The following is a 20031-nucleotide window of genomic DNA, read 5'->3' on the forward strand; positions in this document are numbered from 1 at the left end:
CATTGTGGAGTAGAAGTCGCTTCCCGTCCAGCTCAGTCACGAGTCGGCACCCCGTTGGTGCGCCGCAGGATCCGCCAAGCGGCCCGCGCGCCCTCGCGGTGGAACTCCTGCCGGAACCGGGGGTCAGAGCTGTCGAAGTAGCGGTCGCTCAAGTCCTGCGCGGTCTCGAAGTGGTTGATCATGTTCCGCTCGAAGACCTCTTCGAACTTCTCCTGGAAGTTCTCGACGTCGTCATTGGCGGCGGCCGCCATCTGCAGGCCCGGGTCGGCCAGCGAGGCCTCCCAGGCCGGGCGGAAATCCTCCTCGGTGAAGCTGGTGCCCCACTTGGCGTTGAACTTCTCGACGACGTCCTGGAGCGGAGTCCGCTCCTCCTCGTCGCGGGGCCGGCCGGTGCCGTCCCCGAACCCGGGCAGGACCACCGCGCCCCCGGGCGCGAGTCGCAGGTCGTGCTCGCCGGACCGCTCGATCCGCAGGTGGCTCAAGTCCACGTCCCCGACGTCCACGCCGTCGCCGGTGCCCTGCGGCAGCAGCTTCAGCAGGAACCTGCCGTAGATGTAGAGCGCTTCCAGATCGGCATCGGCGTAGGTGATGATCGACGAGAGGAACCCGTACTTGCGCACGTAGCCCTTCAGATCCGCCCGGAAGTTCTCAGCGAGCTCGATCGACTCGTCATCGCCCGCAAGGAGTTCAGTGAACCGGTCGACCGCCGGCCCCAACCTCCGGTACAGCTCGGCGTGTAGCTCAGCGCGCTTCACCTGCGAACCGGCGGCCCGGTCCTCGGCGTCGAGCCACGCGGCCGCGAAGGACCGAATCTCGTCTTCGAACAGCAGCCCGGGGGCCATCACCTGGCTCTGGGCGACATACAGCAGGTTCGGATCGCTCGGCAGCGCCTCCGCCTGCTCGAAGAAGGGCCGGAACGACTCCTGGATCTCCTCGGTCTTGTTCACGAAGTCCAGCACCGCGAGATCGGACTGCGACTTGCGCGCGGCGGTGCGGTTGAGGCGCGAGAGCGTCTGCACCGCAGCGATGCCGTTCAGCCTCTTCAGCACATACATCGTCGTCAGCAGCGGCTGGTCGAAACCGGTCTGGTACTTGTCGGCCACCACCAGGATCCGGAACTCCTGCTTGCCCTTCGCGCCTGCCTTGACCGCCTTGTCGTCGGCGCGCGTGTACGCGAACTTCTCGGGCAGCTGGGACTCGGGAAGGCCGCCGTTCTCCTTCGACTCGGTGACCTCCTCGCCATCGAAATCGAGCGAGCCCGAGAACGCGGTCAGTACCCCGATGCCCTGATAGCGAGGGTCGTCGGAGCGAGCAGCCAAGTACTTCTTGATCTCTCTCGCGGTCTGCACCGCCGAATACCGCGACGAGGTCACCACCATCGCCTTCGCCCGGCCCCCGAGCCTGCCCCGGGTGTGGGCGACGAACTGCTCCACGATCACCATCGACTGCTGGTACGCCGTCGCCTCGTGCATGAACGCGATCCGCGCCAGCATCGCGTTCGCCTTCGTCGGGTCGACCTCCCGGTTGTCGGGGTTCTGGTTCACCAGCTTAAAGAACGTGTCGTAAGTGACGTAGTTGGCGAGCGGGTCGAGGATGAACCCCTCTTCGATGGCCTGGCGCATCGAGTAGGCGTGGAACGGCACGTAGTGCTCCTCGGCGGCGTCGAGGGTGCCGAAGTCCTCCAGGGTCTTCGCCTTCGGCGTCGCCGTGAACGCGAAGTACGACAGGTTCGGTGCCTTCTGTCGGCGCTCGGCTTTGCGGCGCAGACGATCGTCCAGATCCACAGGGGCGGACTCGGCTCCGGTGCCGTCGTCGTCGGCGTCGAGTCCGAGATCGCGGAGAGCGTCCTTGACCGCGTCGGCCGCCTGACCGGACTGCGAGGAGTGCGCCTCGTCGATGACGATCGCGAAGCGCTTCCCGTGGATTTCGGTCGGGTTCCGCTTGAGGTAGTCGAGCAGCGCAGGGAACGACTGGAGCGTGACCGTCACGATCTTGCCCTGGCTGGAGGCGAGCGCCCTGGCGAGAGCCTCGGACTTCGAGCCGCCCTTGTCGTCGACCGCGACGACGAGGCCGTTGGTGCGCTCGAATGCCGCGACGTTCTTGCGCAGCTGGGCGTCGAGGTTGCGCCGGTCGGTGATGACGATCGTCTTGTCGAACACCGGCCGGCCCGGCTCCACACCGCGCGCGAGCGCTTCGGGGTCGATCTCGGCGGGGTCGGCCGAGGTGTGCAGATCGGACAGCCGGTGGGCCAGCCATGAAATGGTGTTCGACTTCCCGGAACCGGCGGAGGCCATGACGAGGTAGTCCTCGCCGGGGCCGTGGAAGCGGGCGTGCGCGGCGAGCTTGCGGACGGCGTCCCACTGGTGGAAGCGAGGGAAGATCGTGGTGCGGCTGGACTTGTCCTTGAGCTCGATCACGTAGCGGTGCAGCAGTTCCAGCCAGTTGTCGGGCGCCCAGACCTCTTCCCAGAGATAGGCGGTGGCGTGCGCGCCAGGCCTGGTCGGGGCCGGGTTCCCGGCCCCGCCGCTGCTGCCGGGTCCATTGGAGCCGGTGTTGAACGGGAGGAAGAACGTCTTCCGACCGCGCAGCTTCGTCGTGACGAACACCAGATGCGGATCGACCGCGAAGTTCGCGACCGACCGGTGGGTGAAGATCAGCTCGGTCGGGTCGCGCTCCTCGCGGTACTGCTGCTTCGCGTGCTCGACGTTCTGTCCGGTGAGCGGGTTTTTCAACTCGGCTGTGGCGACCGGGATGCCATTGATGAAGAGTGTGAGGTCGAGTCGGTAGTCCTTATTCGCCTGTTTGAAGGCGTACTTCAGCTCGCGGAAGACCGTGAGCCGGTTGGCCCGGTACGGATCGAGGTCGGCGTCCTCGGTGATGAGGTTCGGCTTGAACTCGGCGAGCCGGAACAGGCAGCCGTGGTCCTTCACGCCGTCGCGCAGGACCTTGAGCACGCCGTCGGTGTTGATCGCGTTGTGGACGCGGCGGAGAAACCCGAGCTGCGCGGCGCCAGCGTCGCCGCCATAGGCGTGTTCGACCAGCCTGTTCCACTGCTCGATCTGCGTCGCCCCGATGAAGGTGAAGAGCTCGTGCTGCTCAAGTGCGAACTCGGGCAGGTACCCGGCCCCCTTGGACTCGGTCCACCCGCGCGCGGTCATGGAGGCGACAATCGCGTCGCCGAAGGTCTGCTCATCGTGTGCGGGCATTGTGGAGGTCCCTTCAAGAGGTGGGGGAGGGGAGATTCGTCATCTTCTGGAAGTCGGTGCAGAACTTTCGGAACGACCTGGATTTCTCGTAAGCCGCATCGATGTCGAAGGCGCTCGCGAGCTGCTTCTGGTGAACGGTCTCCTTGTACGGCTTGCCCTTCGGCATCCGATCGGTGAGCCAGCCTTTTGCATCCTGAGGAGTGTCATCGGGGTTCGAGGGACCTTCGAGATCGCTTGCGAGGCCGCACAGACCGCTGAGCGAGTCAGCGGCGGCGAGGAACCACGACTCGAACTCCCGGCTTGCGATGACAGCGAAGAAGGGGACATCGCCGCGTATCTCGGCGGCCATCTGTCGGAGTCGCGCTCCCATCTTGGGCGGACACCGCTCATCATCGGCATCGACTAGGAGCAGTACGGCCGAAGGCTTCGGCTGCTTCGACAAGACCTTGCTGAGTGCGATCCGAAGGCCAGATTCCTTCAAGAGCTTGTCGCGGCCTTCCCGAAAGGGCTCATGGAAGTGAACATACTGGTCAGGGGCGTATTCCAGGCGGAGCCGATGAAGCAGAGTCGGGAGCGCCTTGACTTCACCGTGGCTTTCCACGATCGAGGCGATCACGGGATAGCTCATGCTTCACCACCATGACCGGAGTTCTCATCGGGTCGGACTGGCCCCATGACACCCATACGCATGAGTTCGGTTAGGCTCGCGACCTTGTCGCGGTGGAGCGCGAGGGTGACCTCGTTCAACGGTGTGATCACCGTTTCGCCATCGACGTTCTCGACCGCGAGAATGTGCTCTGGCTTGGCGGCCTTGTTGTCCAACAGGTCTGGGCTTTGTGTGGTGACGAGGACCTGAGCCATGTGCGACGAGCTGTCCAGCACCTCGAACAGAACGCCGAGCTTCGGCGGGTGTAGGGCCTTCTCCGGCTCCTCGATGGCCAGGAACTTGATGTGCCCCTGCTGAACGCACCACTGGTTGAGAGCGGCGAGGATTCCGGCAAGCCGAAGGGTTCCTTCTGAGAGTGAGGTGCTCCTGAACACCTCGACAACGGGCTCGTCGCTGCCTGAGCCTTCCACTCGGAACCGGCCTTCGATCTCCGAGTAGTCACCCTGGCGCTTTTGGTCGATGCCGAGTGCGTTCGGAATCATGATCGAGAGATAGTCGTCGATCTCGGCCTTAACCTCGGGGTAGCCCTCAGCAAGTCGCCCGAGCACGTGCCCGAGATGCTCGCCCTTTTCGCCGAGCGCATCGCAGCGCTCCTGGGGCAGCGAGAGGTCGGTCTCACGGAGGACCTCCGAGTCGAGATCGTAGAAGTGTGCGCAGGACACCATATCCTTCAAATCAGGGGTATCAATGTTCTCCAAGTACCCATGCAGGTGGGGGCCGGGTCCCAATGGTTCACCGAATACCAGGAAGTTCCGCGCGGCCCTGGGTTCGGCGGCGAACCCAAAGGTTGCATCCCCCCAGTCTCCTCTCGCGTCCATAATTTCCTCGTACAGTTTCGGACGTCCTGCGCGGTCGCGCCCGACCGTCAAGGTGTATCGCGCCGCGGTGCCGTCCGGGACATTGCGATGGAAGCGGCGGAACATAAGCTCGATCTGGAACGAGTCGGCAACCTGGTTACCGGACCGGTACAGCAGGGCATCGATACCACCAAGCTTCTGCACCCGGTCCCGCAACGGGTCAGCGCTCAAAGCAAACGCGATCGCCTTGAGGAAGTTGGACTTCCCGGCGGCATTCGGCCCAGTAAGGATCGTCAACCAGCCAAGCTCCACCTCGCATTCCCGGATCGAGGCGAAGTTCTCGACCTTGACATGCGTGATGAAAATCCGCGAGTTGAACGGGTTAGGATCCTCCATTACACCCCCGCCCTGAAGCACTCGAAACATCAAACTGCCCGGTAACAGCAGCGGTAATCAACGCCTGCCGCCGCTCCGCAAGGAGTTCCCGCTGGCGTTGGATCGCATCGACAGCGGAATCGATATCGGCGTTCGTGGATCGGATGCTTTCTACGATTTGCTTCTGTTCGCTTCGTGATGGAAACGGAATTCGCAGCATTTGAAGATCAGGCACATAGATGGTCTTGTGCGTAGAGCCCATCGCGAGTCGCCCCAGCAAATCCTGGCGCATTGCTCGAAGACACCACAGGAGATAGGCTGGAAGCAGTGGGAATTCGCAGGTCCAGGTTACGAAGTCCTGGCTTGTCGCCATGTCGCGACCCATGATGCCTGAATATCCTGCGGATGCGGTTCGGGAAAGGAAGACCGTCCCCTTCGGATGAATTTCTGCTGCGGAGTTGGCAAGCCCGACTTCACTGATGCATTCGCGCGTTTCATGCAGCTCTTCAATGCGATCGTTGCGCAGCTGCTTTACTTCGCCGGTAGTAATCCAGGGAATGGTGCAGTCCTGCCACCACTCAGGGTGAGTCCGGCTAGGAGTGTGACCGCTTCCCATTCGTGAAACCAGGCCCAGTCTGATCTCATTCCAGTGACTCGGAATGGTTTGGAGCCACATCAGACTTGATTCTTTGCGATCGATGAACTCCTGCCCAGCGACAGCATGAGTTACTCCAGCGGCCCGTCGTTCAAAGAGTGCGGTGAGCAGTTGTTCCTGAGCCTTCACCATTGAGTCGATTCGAATGGTTTCGGTGTCCAGGAAGTCGGCGATCCGTCGCTGCTCGTCCAATTCAAGACAGCGAATAGGGAAATCGCGAACGAAATCATCCGGAACTCGTTGTTGACCTGCTACGCCGAACATTTCAGCCTTGCCGAGATTCAGGAAATCATGAGTACTGATGCTATAGAGCAAGAACCGTGCATCGATCAATGATCCAGGGCGAAGGATATGGAGCTCGGTGGTTCCTGTTCCCACGCCACCGAGCAATCCTGTCGCAATGACTGATCGGCTAGCCTCAAAAGTCGGAGTAATCTTCGGCAGCAGGATATCGCCTTCCTGGAACCGTGTATAACCGACCGCAACTTGATTTTTCGGTTTGCGAGCCGAGGTATCGAATCTGCTTCCGGGCCAAATGTTCTCCATTGGCAGGAAGGCAACCTCGGAATTCGAATCGACTGCATCGAACGCCGGGCTCGGGGGGTTGACTTCCGCTAGGAAACGCAATCGCTTGAACATCAAGATGCCACCTTGCCCAGGAGGTCTTGGATCTGGGCTTCCAAGGCCTTCAGTTCGGCGTCGATTTCTTCTAGTGGTCTCGGAGGCTGGTAAGTGTAGAAGTGCCTGGTGAAGGGGATTTCGTAGCCGATCTTCGTCTTCTCGTGGTCGATCCAGGCGTCGGGGACATGCGGCAGGACCTCTCGTTTGAGGTAGTCCTCGACATCCTCTTCCAGGGGCACATTCTCGAAGTCGCGCAGCTGCGGGTCGGGCTCGGGTGCGCCCTTCTTGAGCTGGACTTCTCCTTCGGGGTCTCTCACCCCGACAGTGTCGCGCAGCGTCTTGGCGAACGGGGTGCCTTTCGGCCAGGTCAGGCCGGCCTCGACGACTGCTGCTTGCAGGGCGTCCGTCATGGCCGCCTTTGTGGCCCACTCGGAGCCCAGCAGCGGGCGCAATGCTTCGATGAATCGGGCACTACCCGGCATGTTCTGGACCGGCTTCGATACTTCCAGGGCCGCCAGGGTCTCGTCTGTCAGCTCGAAACGGAGCTTTAGCGGGCGTTCCACCGTGATGCGCTGGTAGCCGAAGTCCTCGTTCTCGAAGAGCTTCACCCGGCCGTGGTGTTCGTGCTGTTCATCCGAAGCCGCATACACCGCCTCGCCATACAGCTTCGTCAGCTCGCCGATCTGGTCGATCGAGACTTCTTTACGCTTGTCTCCCTTGGACTTGCGCATCTTGACCCAGAAGTCACGGGCGTCGAGCAGGAGCACCTTGCCCTCGTGCGCCTTGTCCTTGCGGTTCGTCACGATCCAGAAGTAGGTCGAAATGCCCGTGTTGTAGAATAGCTGATCTGGCAGCGCCACCACGGCTTCCAGCCAGTCGTTCTCGATAATCCACCTGCGGATGTTTGACTCGCCCGAGCCAGCCGCGCCCGTGAACAGCGGGGAGCCGTTGAAGACGACCGCGATGCGGCTGCCGCCCTTACCGTCTCGCACCGGCTTCATCTTCGATATCATGTGCTGGAGGAACAACAGCGATGCGTCGTTGATGCGAGGCAGGCCCGCGCCGAAGCGGCCCGATTCGCCGAGGTCCTTGTGCTCGCTCTCGACGTCCTTCTGGACCTTCTTCCACTCCACCCCGAACGGCGGGTTGGCCAGGATGTAGTCGAAGGTCTGGCCGTGGTGGGCGTCGTCGGAGAACGAGTTGCCCAGCGCGATGTTGCTCGGGTCCTGATCCTTGATCATCAAGTCAGACCGGCAGATCGCCCATGACTCGCCGTTCAGTTCCTGCCCGTACAGCTTCACCGTGGCCTGCGGGTTGTGCTCCATGATGAGGTCCTCTGCCGCCGAGAGGATGCCGCCCGTGCCGCACGCCGGGTCGAGGATGCGTCGCACGGTACCCGGCACCTGGAGGAGGTCCTTGTCCGGCGTGATCAGCAACTTGGCCATGAGCCTGACGATCTCGCGTGGCGTGAAGTGTTCGCCCGCGGTCTCGTTCGACTGCTCGGAGAAGCGCCGGATGAGCTCCTCGAACACGTCGCCCATGTCGTGGTTGGAGACCTCCTCGGGGCGCAGGTCCAGGTCCGAGAACTTCCCGCCCACCTCGTACAAGAGGTTGGCTTCATGGAGGCGAGCGACCTGCTCCGCGAACTTGTACTTCTCCAGGACCTCCCGCGCGCTGGGGGAGAAGGCCGCCACGTAGTTGTTGAGTTTGCGGGCGGCGTGCTCGGCGTCGTCGAGGATCGTCTTCAGGGTCAGCTTCGAGGTGTTGTAGAAGCGGTGACCGCTCGCCTTGCGCAGGAACGGGTCGAGGTCGAGGTCCTTGCCCTTGAACCGCTCGACCGTGGCCGAGACGTCATCGCGGGTCGGCTCCAACACGCACTCAAGGCGGCGCAGCACCGTGAACGGCAGGATCACACCGCCGTACTCCGACTGCTTGTAGTCGCCGCGCAGCAGGTCGGCCACCTGCCAGATGAAGCCGGCGAGCTTGTCGATTTTGCGGGTGCTCAAGTCACTGTCCTCCGGAAGGTCCGCCGTTGCGGACGGTAGCGGTGTCGGTCTCATTGTGTCGCGTCCGGCCCGATACGGGCGGAGCGGCTGGGGGTGGCGTGAACGCGCCGCCGGTGAGGGCGTCGAGGGCTCGCCGTTCGATGTCGGCGGTCTGCGCGGCGGCGGCCCGTGCCGCGCGGCGCAGGGCGTCGGCGTGTTTGAAGACTTCAGCATAGGCGCGCTGCTTCTCCAGCGGCACAAGCGGAATCAGGATGTTCCTCGGGTTCAAGCGGGGAAGGGTGCCACTCGTGGTCGCCGGTCGGCGTGACTCCTCCGAGCGCAGGAAACCGGCGAGGAACCACGGGTCGATCCGCGCCGGATCGGCCCTGACCACGAACCAGCGTGGGCGGAGCCGCACCGGTTCGTCGGCGACAACGGCGACCTGCTCGGGCTCGCGGACCACCTCGGGGAACACCAGGTCCCCAGGACGCAGTTCGATCGTCTCCGGCTCGTTTCCGGTCTTGACCTGGACGCGCAGGATCTCGACGGCGCCTCCGCGTTCGAGGTCGCCGAGTGCGGCGCGGCTCCAGGCGGGGGCATTGTCCGCAGGTCGCAGCGTGAAGGGTTCCTCGTGCTCGGAGAGGACGGTGACGGCGTCGCGGAGTCGCAGCCAGGCCACGCGGGCGGTTTGCTCGGACCATGCTGATGCTGCGGTGTCTCCGTGCGGCTGCCGCACCGGGGTAAGATCGACCCGCCCGTCGATCAAGTCGACGATCGGGACCACCTGGGCCGCTTCGGTGCCGGGGTCGTTCCCGTTGAAGTAGGCCGAGACCGCCTTGTGGACCTTCGCTGCCAGATCAGCGCCGTGGGTTCGCGTTTCGTACCCGAGCAGTCGCATGGCGTCGAGGAGGAGCACTGAAGCCGCACCGTCCTCGTTGCGGGGCTGCAATACCCAGACGTGTGTCTGCCCCAGGCCGGTTCCGGTTCCGACCGGGAAGGCAATGACGCATCGCAGCACGCCCCGCCTGATGAGTTCGCGGCGGATCATGGTGCGGCTGGCGTGCCAGGAGTTCACGGGAGGCAGCGCCAGGACTGCCCGTCCGTTCGGATTGAGCTGCGCGAGACTGTGCTGGATCCAGGCGAGTTCGGTGTCGGTCGGGTCCGGGATGCCGTAGGTCCAGCGGGGGTCCATCACCAGGTCGGCTGACCACCATGCGTGGCCTTCTCGCGGAATCACGGTGGCCACAGCGTCGAAGCCTGCGTCGGGTATGCGGCCGGAACGCAGTGCATGGTGCTCGGTGATGGAGACCTTCGTTCCCGGGGCCTCTTCTCGCAGCCGGGCCTTGCAAAGCGTTCGCTCGTCCGGGTCGTCCTCTTCCCCGGAGAGGCGTTCGATCCCCGCCAAGGAAGCTGCGGCTAGGACCGCGCCTGAGCCTGAGGCAGGGTCGAGCAGACTCGCGGGCTTGGCGCCACGGCCTGCGGAAGCCAGATCAACCAGGAGCCTCGCGAACCAAGGGGAGACACGGCGTCCGGTCCGGATGCGGCGGGACTCTGCACCTTGCAGGGCCTCAAGGGTTTCCACGGCGCTCGAAGCGGTGATGCTCTGCAATGCCGTGCGGGCCCGGTCGGGGTTGGCCGCCAACCAGTCGAGCGCGGACTGCTCGATGCCCGACTCCTCGCGCAGGTGCGCGGCGAGCGGCTTGTTCTGCAGCTCCCAGATCCGCTCCAACGCATCGCTGGGCATACCGGCAGCGGCCACCACCAGGGCGGTGAGCGGTGCGTATCCGGAGGCCGGATCCTCGCGGGTCCGCGCCGCCAGGGACAGCCGCTCGGTAGGGGTCAGGTTGTCGGTGCGGCCGCTGTTCTCCATCCACTTCAGTGCGTCCCGGAGTCGGAACAGCGGACTGGAGTCGGTGCCGGCGGCGGGTGCGGGGAAGTCGGCGTGCCGTCGGCGCCAGTTGCTGACGGTGCCGCGGGTGACGCCGACGAGGCGCGCGAACTCCGCGGCGGTCACCAGCTCCGGTGCCCTTGGTGCCTCGGTCATCTCGACCTCCGATCCGTTGGAGTCCGACAACCATAGCATGACGCAATCGAGTGACAACATCTGCTTTCGTTCATGTTATGGTTTCATGGGTCAGCTCGTGGAGTGGCGCTGTGGGGGCGCTCGCTGACGACTCGAACACCAAGGGATGGTGAAGGATGCGCATCGAGCACGTCCGAATCAGGAACTTCCGATGCATCGAAGACGTCGCGGTCGTCTTCGAGCCCGACATGACCGCGTTCATCGGCAGCAACAACGCCGGCAAGTCCACGATCCTCCGAGCGCTGCACTGGTTCTTCAACGGCCAGCCGACAGAGCTCGACCATGCCGACCGGCACTCCGGGGCCCGAGAACACGAACCGATCGAGGTCGAGGTGACCTTCAGGGCGCTGACCGACGATGACCGGGAGGCGTTCGGCGAGGACTTCGACCTCAAGGACACGGAGTCCGTCACCGTCCGCCGCTCCTGGACCGACGGCGAAGACGCCATGGCGGTCCGGCGCGAGTCCGTTCCAGAGTTCACCGCGATCCGGAACTTGACGACGCTGAAGGCGCGACGCGAGGCCTACGCGAAGCTTCGCGAGGACCGGCCTGAACTCCAGCTGCCCATCGCGGGCCCGGAAGCGGCCGTCAAAGCCGCCATGGCGGCCTGGGAGGCGGCGCACCCGGAGCGGCTGCGCGACGAGTACTTCAGCGTCAAGCCCCTCTTCGGGTTCAACTCCAGAAACCGCTTCTCCGGCCTCTTCGACTACGTGTTCGTCTCCGCCGACCTCCGCGCCTCCGAGGAAGCGGCCAACGGCCGGAAGACCCTCCTGACCCAGCTCCTCAACCGCTGCGTCGACCTGTCAGAAGCCGAAATCGAGAGCGAGGCGTACGCGCTGGAGGCCGCCGCGAAGCGCGAGGAGATCTTCCGCCGCCGCGCCGGAGCCCGCATGGCGGAGATCCAGTACGCGATGACCGAGGTGATCGCCGGGTACCTCCCCGAGTGCGAAGCGCGCCTCGACTTCCGCTGCGACCCCCCGCGCGAGGTCCGCCCCAGCGTCGAGATGTTTCTCAGCGAAGCGGGCGGCGACATCCCCATCCACCTCCAAGGCCACGGCGCGCAGCGCGCCGCCCTGATCGCGCTGGTGCTGTTCCTGGCGAGCGAGGTCGCCCGCACCGGCATCGGCGGCTCGCTGGTCCTGGCCATCGAGGAGCCGGAACTCAGTCAGCACCGAAGCCAAGAACGGGTCTTCGCCTGCAGGTTCCGGCAGCTCGCCGCCGATCTCGGCTCGCAGACGCAGGTCGTACTGGTGACCCACAGTCCCAACTTCATCGACCCCGAGCAGTTCCACCAACTGCGCCGCGTGGTGAGCGAACCCGCAGTGAAAGGCGGGCGTCGGATCGTCGGCGTCCGAAGCGCCGGGGCATTCGCTGTCAGCGACCAAGGGCCGCTGAAGGAGCATTCGATCCGCAAGGCCCTGGGAAAGATGAACCCGGGAGAGCTGTCCGAAGCGCTCTTCGAAAAGGCAGCGGTCGTGGTCGAGGGCGTGACCGAGAAAGCGATCCTTCGCGGCATCACCAGCCGGCCCGGGCAGCGCCCATTCGACGACGACGGCATCGCCGTCGTCATAGGCGGCAGCAAGACAGGCCTGCTCGCGCCCTATGCGTTGCTGAGGGCGCTTGGAATCCCTGCGCTCATCGTCTTCGACACCGACGGGGCCCGACTCGGCGGCGACGGTGTGCTGGCCGCCCCAAACGGCGCGGCTTCCGGGCAGACGCTGCGGCTGCTCCAGTACTTCGGTGTCCCTGAAACGGATTTCGCGATCGGTGAGGGTGCTCCCGGGCTCTACGCGCTCGAAGGCAAGCTTGAAACGGCGCTGGACCGAGACTGGCCCAAGTGGGAGCACACCAGGGCGACGGTGGTCCGAGAAGGGCGCGGCGCGAGCGGGAAGGACTTCATCGCGTACGAGATCGCCGCCCGGGAGTGCCCGTCCGATCCGACCGGGCAGCTCGCCGAGATCGTCGAGCTCGCACGGAAGCTTCGTTAGGGCCCGGCCCGAGCCAACGATGTGTAGTCGGCTCGCCTCCCAGCGTTCGGAGGCGAGCCGAGCACCTATTAAGATCGAACCACCCTTGACACTCATCGGATCCTGAATATGACGCACCCTTCCCGCATCAAGCGGTCCCCTCGCGCTTTCACGTTCCTGCGCGCGCTCATCAGCCGCTTGCTCGGTCGCCGGACCCCGCACGGCACCCGGGTCGAGTCGCAAGCCGACCCCGCCCTTCCTCGTGTACCTGAACGCGTCTGGGCGACCCCTTCGTCTGAGACACCGGGCGTTCCGGTGGCGACGGTGCCCGCCAATGCGTCTACCGTGTCGTTGCCCGAGCCCGAGCCCGAGCCCGAGCCCGAGCCCGAGCCCGAGCCCGAGCCCGAGCCCGAGCCCGAGCCCGAGCCCGAGCCCGAACCCGAACCCGAACCCGAACCGGAGTCTGTCCCACGGCCTCCCGCGCTGGCCCCACCGCAGGAGCCACTGCCGGACCCCGACCCGGAGCCTCTCGAACCCGAGCTGGCGGCGCCAGAACCCGAAGCCGCGCTAGACCCGCATCGAACCGTCGACGCCGAGCCGCAACTCCTCCTGGACACGGCAGCAGGCGTCCTCGCAATCGAACTCCCGTCGATTCCAGCGCCCTTCGGCGCGGCGGAGTGGCATCTCCGATCAGGCGACCGGGATTCGATACTGACCGCAGCCGACGACTGGTCCGAAACGACCTCGGAGCGAACGCTCTGGAAGATCGGCGAACCTGTCGCGGCCGTGACGGTAGCACTCGCCGGGACCGCGTTCCGAACCGAAATCCGCGTCGTCGACGCCGACACCCCGCTCATCGCCTTCACCGAGAAGGGCAGGCACCTGCCGCCCGACCGGATCCGCGACGGGCGCATGTGGCTCGTCCACCCGGACCTGAACGAGCTGAGCACCGACGGTGAACTCACCGACATAGCCGAGATCACGCCCGGCCCGCACGCCTGGGCGGCATGGCGCATCCGCCTGGTGGAACTGCGCGATGCGACCCGTCTGGGGCTGCGTGACGGCACCGGTGGACTGCGTGTCACCGGAGCGGCCGCCACCGCCCGCCTGGTCTGCGGCGACCCGATCCCCGCCATCCTCACTGAGCAAGGCGAAGCGGTGTACAGCGAACCGCCGACCGTGACTCTGCCGCCGGAAGCCGACGTCCTCGGTGACTGGACCATCGAAGTCCGCTCCCTCACGGACACCGGATCGCAGCCGCGCGGCACCGCGTTCCCCGCACGGATGTGGGCAGGATTCGAAAGGCCGCTCCTCGGTCGCTACGCCGTCGCAGTCCGAGGCCCGCGGGGCCGCGGTTTCCACGAGCGGGTGGTCGCCGTCGCCGAAGGCGTGACCGCGGTCCTCTCCACGACCCTGCGCCGGATCGATAAAGCCGGGCTCGAACCCGCCGCGGTCCGCCTGGGATACCCCGTCGGCGTCTCCGTGGCAGGGGGCGGCCGCATCGACATCGGCCCCGAGGACACCACCCGAAATACGCGGCTGCGCCGAAGCGTCGACGAGTTCACGGTCAAGATCGCCGTTCCCCATGTCTCCTATTCGGTCACGCACCCCGCGATCAACCCTGTCATGTGCCACCGCGAATCCTCGATGCGGACCGAGGACCTCCTCGACCATGCCGCGACCCTGCGCATCCACGTCCCCGGTGCCGAATCGCCTGGGGAACTCGTGCTCATCAGCGGGACGGAGGTCGTCCACGAGACCGGCCCGATCCGCCCTCGTGGTGGCGCCTACGCCATCGACCTCTCCGTCTTCAACGACACGCTGCGGGCGGTCGAGCACGCAATGCTGGTCTTCAAAGACGCTGACGGACACCCGTCTAGGATGCTCGTCTGCAAGGGGCCGAAGCGCATTGTCGACACCGGTGCCCTCCCCGCCGATACCGCAGGGCACTGGTCATCTCCAGATGCGATAGCCACCGAGATCGACCAGCTCGGGATCGAACTCCCCCAAGAGCTCCATTCCTGGCTCGTCGCAGACGACCACGAGGAGACCCCTGAACCGAAGACCGAACCTGCGGAGCCCCCGAACGAGCCGCCGTCCGCTCCAGAACCGGAGCAGTTGCCCGAGCTGGCGGACGAACCGGCGGCGGCAGCGAATCTCGTCGAAACTTGGCTCGCGTCGGTCCGCTCCCAGCACGGAGCGATCCGCGACTTCCTGCCGTTCTGGAACGCGCTCGCCAGCGACCTGGAGCACGGGTACCCAGGCGTCGAGCACGCGCCGACCGTCAGAGCCCTGGCGCTAGAGCAAGTCGAAGCAGCCATCGACGACCTGGTCGACACCGACCTCGACGCAGACGCCCACATCCGGGTACTGGTCGCCACCGGGTTCGCCGCGCTTCACCTGCCCTACCGCAGGGGTGTGGCCGAGCGGCTCTGGCACCACGCCCCCGCGACAGCGGTCCTCATCGACGACCTCCAAGGCCCGACCGGCCGCAAACACGCCGCGATCCCGCGCGCGGTGTGCGGCGAGGACTTCGACACCGTCTACAACAATCCGGCCCATGACCCGCAAGCCGACGTCGGCAAGCTCGGCCCCGCCAGCGATCAGCTTGCCGCCCTCGACCCGCATGCCCTCGACGACTTCGGTGCACTGACCTGCGACACCGGTTCGCTTATGAGCAAAGAGAACCGTGAAGCCGCCGCGCGCCAACTCGCTTCCCGACACCGCGACTCCCCGCTCGCCAAAGCTGCCGAACCCGCCGAGGACATCATCGCCGCCGTCAACGCGCAGCTCGACGGCTACCTCCGAAGGCATCTCGCGCAACGCGCCCACCCGCGCCCCACCGAACCATGGCACCGCCTCGCGCACCTGTCCACCGCGCTCGCCCTCGCCGCCCGCCGAGCCGCCCGCGGTGACGAGTCCTGCCAGCACCTGATCGAAGAACACCACCTCACCTGGACCTACCTGGCATGCGGCGCACCGCGCCTCGTGACCCTCGACCTCGTCATCGCCGAACTCCTCATGACCGGAACAGGAATCGAATAGTGCTCGACCCCATCGCCACGAGCGCCAAGCTCGACGCCGTGTACCGCCGCTACCTCGCCTCGCTTCTGCCGGTCCGGGACCCGCTCATCAGAGAGAACCTCCTGGCCGCCATCGGGCAGACGGAGCTCACCAAAGGCCCCCTGCTCGAAGCCACGCCCCCGTACCAGATCGGCGCCTCGCTCCGCGAACTCGTGGCAACCGGTGCCCTCGACACCTCCGTGCTCGCCCTCGACGGGCCCGAACTGCCCGTCGATCGGCCGCTATACACCCACCAGGAGGCGGCGCTGCGCAAAGCCCGCGCGGGCCGCAACCTGATCGTCTCCACCGGCACCGGCTCCGGCAAGACCGAGAGCTTCCTCGTGCCGATCCTCGCCGACCTCATGGAACGCCACACGGCGAAGCGGCTCGGACCGGGTGTTCGCGCGATCCTCCTCTACCCGATGAACGCCCTCGCGAACGACCAGCTCAAGCGCCTCCGAAAACTCCTCCGCGACACGCCGCAGATCACCTTCGGCCGCTACACCGGCGACACCGCCGAGACACCCGGTGAAGCCGCGGCCGCATTCGAAGCGGTCAACCCGGGCGAACCGTCGCTCTCCAACGAACTTTTCAGCCGCGAGGAGATGCGGGCGAACCCGCCGCACCTGCTCCTCACCAACTACGCGATGCTCGAATACCTGCTGCTGCGGCCCGGCGACGTCCCCCTGTTCGATTCGGGCACCTGGAAGTACCTCGTCGTCGACGAAGCCCACGTCTACAACGGGACCCAGGCTGCGGAGCTCTCCATGCTGCTGCGGCGATTGAAAGTCCGCACCACTCCTGACTCGCCGCTCCAATGCATCGCCACCAGCGCGACCGTCGGCGACGACGAGGCTGCCGTCTGCCGCTTCGCCGCCGACCTGTTCACCGCCCCGTTCGAATGGCACGAGACGGAACCCGACCGCCAGGACCTCGTCAAGCCCGAGCGTGCAGCGGTCCCGTCTCCAGCATGGACCGCACCCGATACGGACCTCGCCACCTGGCGCGCGGCCGAAGGCGCGGACAAGCTGATCCTGGCCGCCGCTGCGGCCCAAGGACTCCACTACAGCGACGCCGCCGAGGCCCTGGTCGCCGAGCAGCGCATGGCCGACCTCCGGACGGCGCTCGCCGCAGGACCGGCGAGCCTGGACGACCTCCGCCGCATCGGCTCCCGCGACACGATCGAATCACTCGTGGCACTCGGCGCCGCCGTCACCGCCGGCAGCGGCGCCCCCGTGCTCTCAGCCCGCTTCCACTGGTTCGCCCGCGCCACCGAAGGGGCCTTCCTCTGCCTCCAGTGCTCCCATGTGATGCTCGGCCGACATGAGGAATGCCCCGCCTGCCAGTCCAAAGTATTCGAGTTCGGCACCTGCCAGCGCTGTGGAGCCGTCCATCTCACCGGCAGCATCGAACGCGAAGGCCGCCATCGCCGTCTGTCCGCTCGCAACCGCTCCGGCCGGCGGACGTGGCTGATGCTCGGCCCCGTCGGCGCCGTCGAGGACGAGGACGAGGAGATCTGGGGCGAGCACCCGCCGGGATTCGAGGACCGGCGCCTGTGCGGCTCGTGCGGCACCCTCTGCTCGGCTGAAGCCGCCGTCTGCGAGGTCCGCGGCTGCGGTGGAACACCGCGCCGGGTATCGAAGACCGCAGTGCGCGACGGCATGCCCGCCTCCTGCGGGGCCTGCGGGCACCGCTCGGGCAATCCCGTGCGCGACTTCACGACCGCCCGCCACGCGCCGATCGGTGTGCTCGCGAGCGCCCTATACGAGTCGCTGCCTCCCGGTGAGGGCGCTGCCGCCGAACTTCCCGGGGAAGGGCGCAAGCTCCTGGCGTTCAGCGACAGCCGCCAAGCGGCGGCGTTCCTGGCGACCTACCTCGAACGCAGCCACGACGACCTGCTGCACCGCAACCTCGTCTACCAGGCCCTGGAAGCGGCAGGAGAGACCCTGACCGTCGACGACCTCGTCGTGGACACTGCCCGCGGCGGGGCGCGACGCGGTGTGTTCGGCCGCAACGACGGCAAGCGGACCCGGGAACGGGAAGCCGGGACCTGGGCCATGGCCGAACTGGTCGCCGTCGGCGACCGCCAGTCCCTCGAAGGGCTCGGCCTCCTTAGGGTGCGGCTCGATTCCGACCCGCGCTGGTCGCCGCCGACCGAGCTGACCGCCTCGGGACTGAACCGCTCGCAGTGCTGGGACCTGCTCTCCGAGCTGCTTCGCACCGTACGCTCCCAAGGGGCCGTGACCATGCCCGAGGACGTCGACCCCGACGCCGAGGCGTTCGCCCCGCTGCGCGGCCCGATCTACATCCGTGAACAGGGCTCCGCCCGAGGCCGTACGAAAGTCCTCTCGTGGATCCCGATGCGCGGCACGAACCGCCGCGAGGACTACCTACGGCGCGTGCTCCGCGCGATCGACTCCGACGCCGACCCGAAGGCGCTTCTCGCCGCCTGCTGGCGGTGGCTCACCGCGCAGCGGGACGGCTGGCTCCGCGGCAGCACCGTCCGAAGCGCCGGCCGTGTCTTCCAAGTCGACCACGAGTCGCTTCGCCTGGACACAGGGTCCCCGCTTCACCGTTGCACGGCTTGCCGCCGCATCGCCCCGGTCGACGTGGCGGGCGTGTGCCCCGCCCTCGGGTGCGACGGCCGACTGGAGTCCTTCACCGTCCCACCTGCAGCGAACGAGACCGACCACTACCGCCATCTGTACCGCTCCACGATCCCGGCGCCGATGCGGGTCCGCGAGCACACGGCACAGTGGACGAGCGAGAAAGCTGCGGAGATCCAGCAGGAGTTCATCGCCGGCGAGACGAACCTGCTTTCGTGCTCCACCACATTCGAACTCGGTGTGGACGTCGGCGATCTTGAAGCGGTCATGCTGCGCAACGTCCCGCCGACCACCGCGAACTACATCCAGCGGGTCGGTCGGTCCGGTCGGCGCAGTTCCTCCGCGGCGCTCGCGGTGACCTTCGCGCAGCGCGCCGCCCACGACCTGTCACGCTACGCCGATCCCAAGGAGATGATCGCCGGAGAAGTTCCGGCCCCGAGAGTGCCGGTCGGCAACACCAGGATCGAGCGGCGGCACCTGCACGCGATCGTGCTGGCGGCGTACTTCCGGCAACGGTACGAGCCGCAGTCCGGCGGTTTCTTCCTCGGCGAGTGGGCACCCGCTGCGGGCCTGCGCGACTTCCTCGACCGTCTCCCTTCGGACGTCGAGTCGGAGATCCGGGCGGTGTTCGATGCGGGCGCCGCCGACCGACTCGGCATCACCTCTGGCCGCTGGAAGGACGAACTGGCAGACCGGGTGGATCGAGTCCGCGCCGAGGTGGTCGAGGACGTCGCGCAGTTGACGCTGTTGGCCGACGGTGCGTATGCCGCGCGCGAGGGGCAGGTGGGAGACCGGTACAAGAGGACCGTCGAGACCGTGCGGCGGAGGCAGCTCATCGGATTCCTCGCGAACCGCAACGTGCTCCCGAAGTACGGCTTCCCCGTCGACACGGTCGAACTCAGCACGTTCCATGCACGGGACAGCGGGCAGGACCTGCAACTCGACCGGGACCTGTCGGCGGCAATCTTCGAGTACGCCCCGGGCATGGAGATTGTGGCCGGAGGCAGGCTCTGGCGTTCAGCGGGCCTGCGGATCCTCCCCGGCAGGCAGTGGGTCACCAGGGAGTACTCGGTCTGCGGCGGCTGCGGTTACTTCTGGGACGCCTTGGAAGGCGTGAGCATCGAGCCGGAGTGTCCGGTCTGCGGGCAGCTCGGGGGCGATCGACATGTCTACGTCGTTCCCGAGTACGGGTTCGTTTCGGGGCACAAGCCCGAGCGTCCGGGCATCGTGCCTCCGCGGCGGAGCTGGAATGCCCAGACCCATGTGCGGTCCCTCGACCGGGGTGCCGGGACCACCCATGTATGGCGGGACAAAGACGGACAGACCGTTCACGCCTGGGCTGTGCCGCGGAGCCAGCTGATCGTCGTCAACGAGGGGCCGGGAGGCAGGAGGTTCAGGGTCTGCGACCGATGCGGCGCGGGCAGCTCGGGCGGCACCGGGGCTGGCGGCCACGAGCACCCCGTCACCGGCCAGCCGTGCCGGTCCAGGACCAGACTGGCGGCCCTGGCCCATCCTTTTGAGACCGACATCGCCGATCTGACGTTCCCCACCCGAACGCTGCCACGGGAGGCATGGCTCTCCGCGATGTACGCGCTGCTCGAAGGAGCGTCGCAGGCGCTCGGGATCAGCCGCGACGACATCGACGGCACCCTGTACGCCCATCAGGGCAGCCATCCGGGACTGGTGCTGTTCGACACGGTTCCCGGGGGAGCCGGGAACGCCCTCCAGATCGCCGAGCATCTCGACCGGGTCGTAGAAGCCGCCCTCGCCCGAGTCTCGACCTGCGACTGCGGCGAGGAGTCCTCCTGCTACAGCTGCTTGCGCGGTTACCGCAACCAGCGATTCCACGAGGACTTGAGCCGCCGCGCGGCCCTCGACGTTCTCGGAGGTCTCTCACTTCCGCTGTCCGCGGATTGAAATCCTGGAGGCGGTCACGGAAATCTGTCTGTGCGGGTTGTGCGGGTTCTCGACCCGCACAACCCCGCACAGATCTCGAGCGTGACAGC

9 protein-coding genes are annotated in these 20031 nt (G+C 66.3%); 3 read left to right on the plus strand and 6 right to left on the minus strand.

The features are described 5' to 3' along the window. Positions 1-32: 32 nt before the first annotated feature. Genes IF12_RS0100440 through IF12_RS0100460 form a run of 6 tightly spaced genes read right to left on the minus strand, consistent with a single transcriptional unit; the run spans position 33 to position 10350 of the window. On the minus strand, positions 33-3206 hold the full coding sequence (locus IF12_RS0100440) for a type I restriction endonuclease subunit R (RefSeq protein ID WP_030144302.1): 3174 nt from the start codon (positions 3204-3206) through the stop codon (positions 33-35). Between the two features lie 13 nt (positions 3207-3219). Beyond that, entirely contained in the window at positions 3220-3834 is a 615-nt protein-coding gene (locus IF12_RS0100445) for a DUF4276 family protein (RefSeq protein WP_051703786.1), read from the minus strand. Beyond that, positions 3831-5066 carry an AAA family ATPase gene (locus tag IF12_RS0100450; RefSeq protein WP_030144304.1) on the minus strand — a complete coding sequence of 412 codons (1236 nt, stop codon included), beginning with the start codon at positions 5064-5066 and terminating at the stop codon, positions 3831-3833. The genes IF12_RS0100445 and IF12_RS0100450 overlap by 4 nt, the downstream gene beginning before the upstream one ends. Further along, positions 5053-6339, minus strand: a complete 1287-nt coding sequence (locus tag IF12_RS24570) for a restriction endonuclease subunit S (protein ID WP_133884120.1) — start codon at positions 6337-6339, stop codon at positions 5053-5055. The genes IF12_RS0100450 and IF12_RS24570 overlap by 14 nt, the downstream gene beginning before the upstream one ends. Then, positions 6339-8327, minus strand: a complete 1989-nt coding sequence (locus IF12_RS0100455; protein ID WP_030144305.1) for a class I SAM-dependent DNA methyltransferase — start codon at positions 8325-8327, stop codon at positions 6339-6341. The genes IF12_RS24570 and IF12_RS0100455 overlap by 1 nt, the downstream gene beginning before the upstream one ends. Before the next feature lies 1 nt (position 8328). Then, the gene (locus IF12_RS0100460; RefSeq protein ID WP_166659553.1) at positions 8329-10350 is read right to left on the minus strand and encodes an N-6 DNA methylase; all 2022 of its coding nucleotides are present in this window, start codon (positions 10348-10350) and stop codon (positions 8329-8331) included. A 155-nt stretch (positions 10351-10505) separates the two neighbouring features. Here IF12_RS0100460 and IF12_RS22435 point away from each other — a divergent pair, with 155 nt between their 5' ends. From IF12_RS22435 to IF12_RS0100475, 3 genes are all read left to right on the plus strand, one after another. Beyond that, on the plus strand, positions 10506-12377 hold the full coding sequence (locus IF12_RS22435) for an AAA family ATPase (protein WP_035747993.1): 1872 nt from the start codon (positions 10506-10508) through the stop codon (positions 12375-12377). A gap of 324 nt (positions 12378-12701) precedes the next feature. Then, entirely contained in the window at positions 12702-15401 is a 2700-nt protein-coding gene (locus IF12_RS25340) for a hypothetical protein (protein ID WP_030144307.1), read from the plus strand. After that, complete coding sequence (locus IF12_RS0100475; RefSeq protein ID WP_197034555.1) at positions 15401-19942, plus strand: DEAD/DEAH box helicase; 4542 nt, start codon at positions 15401-15403, stop codon at positions 19940-19942. The genes IF12_RS25340 and IF12_RS0100475 overlap by 1 nt, the downstream gene beginning before the upstream one ends. The last annotated feature ends 89 nt before the right edge of the window (positions 19943-20031 follow it).

Origin of the sequence: Glycomyces sp. NRRL B-16210, from assembly GCF_000719515.1 — a bacterium.
Lineage (GTDB): Bacteria > Actinomycetota > Actinomycetes > Mycobacteriales > Micromonosporaceae > Glycomyces.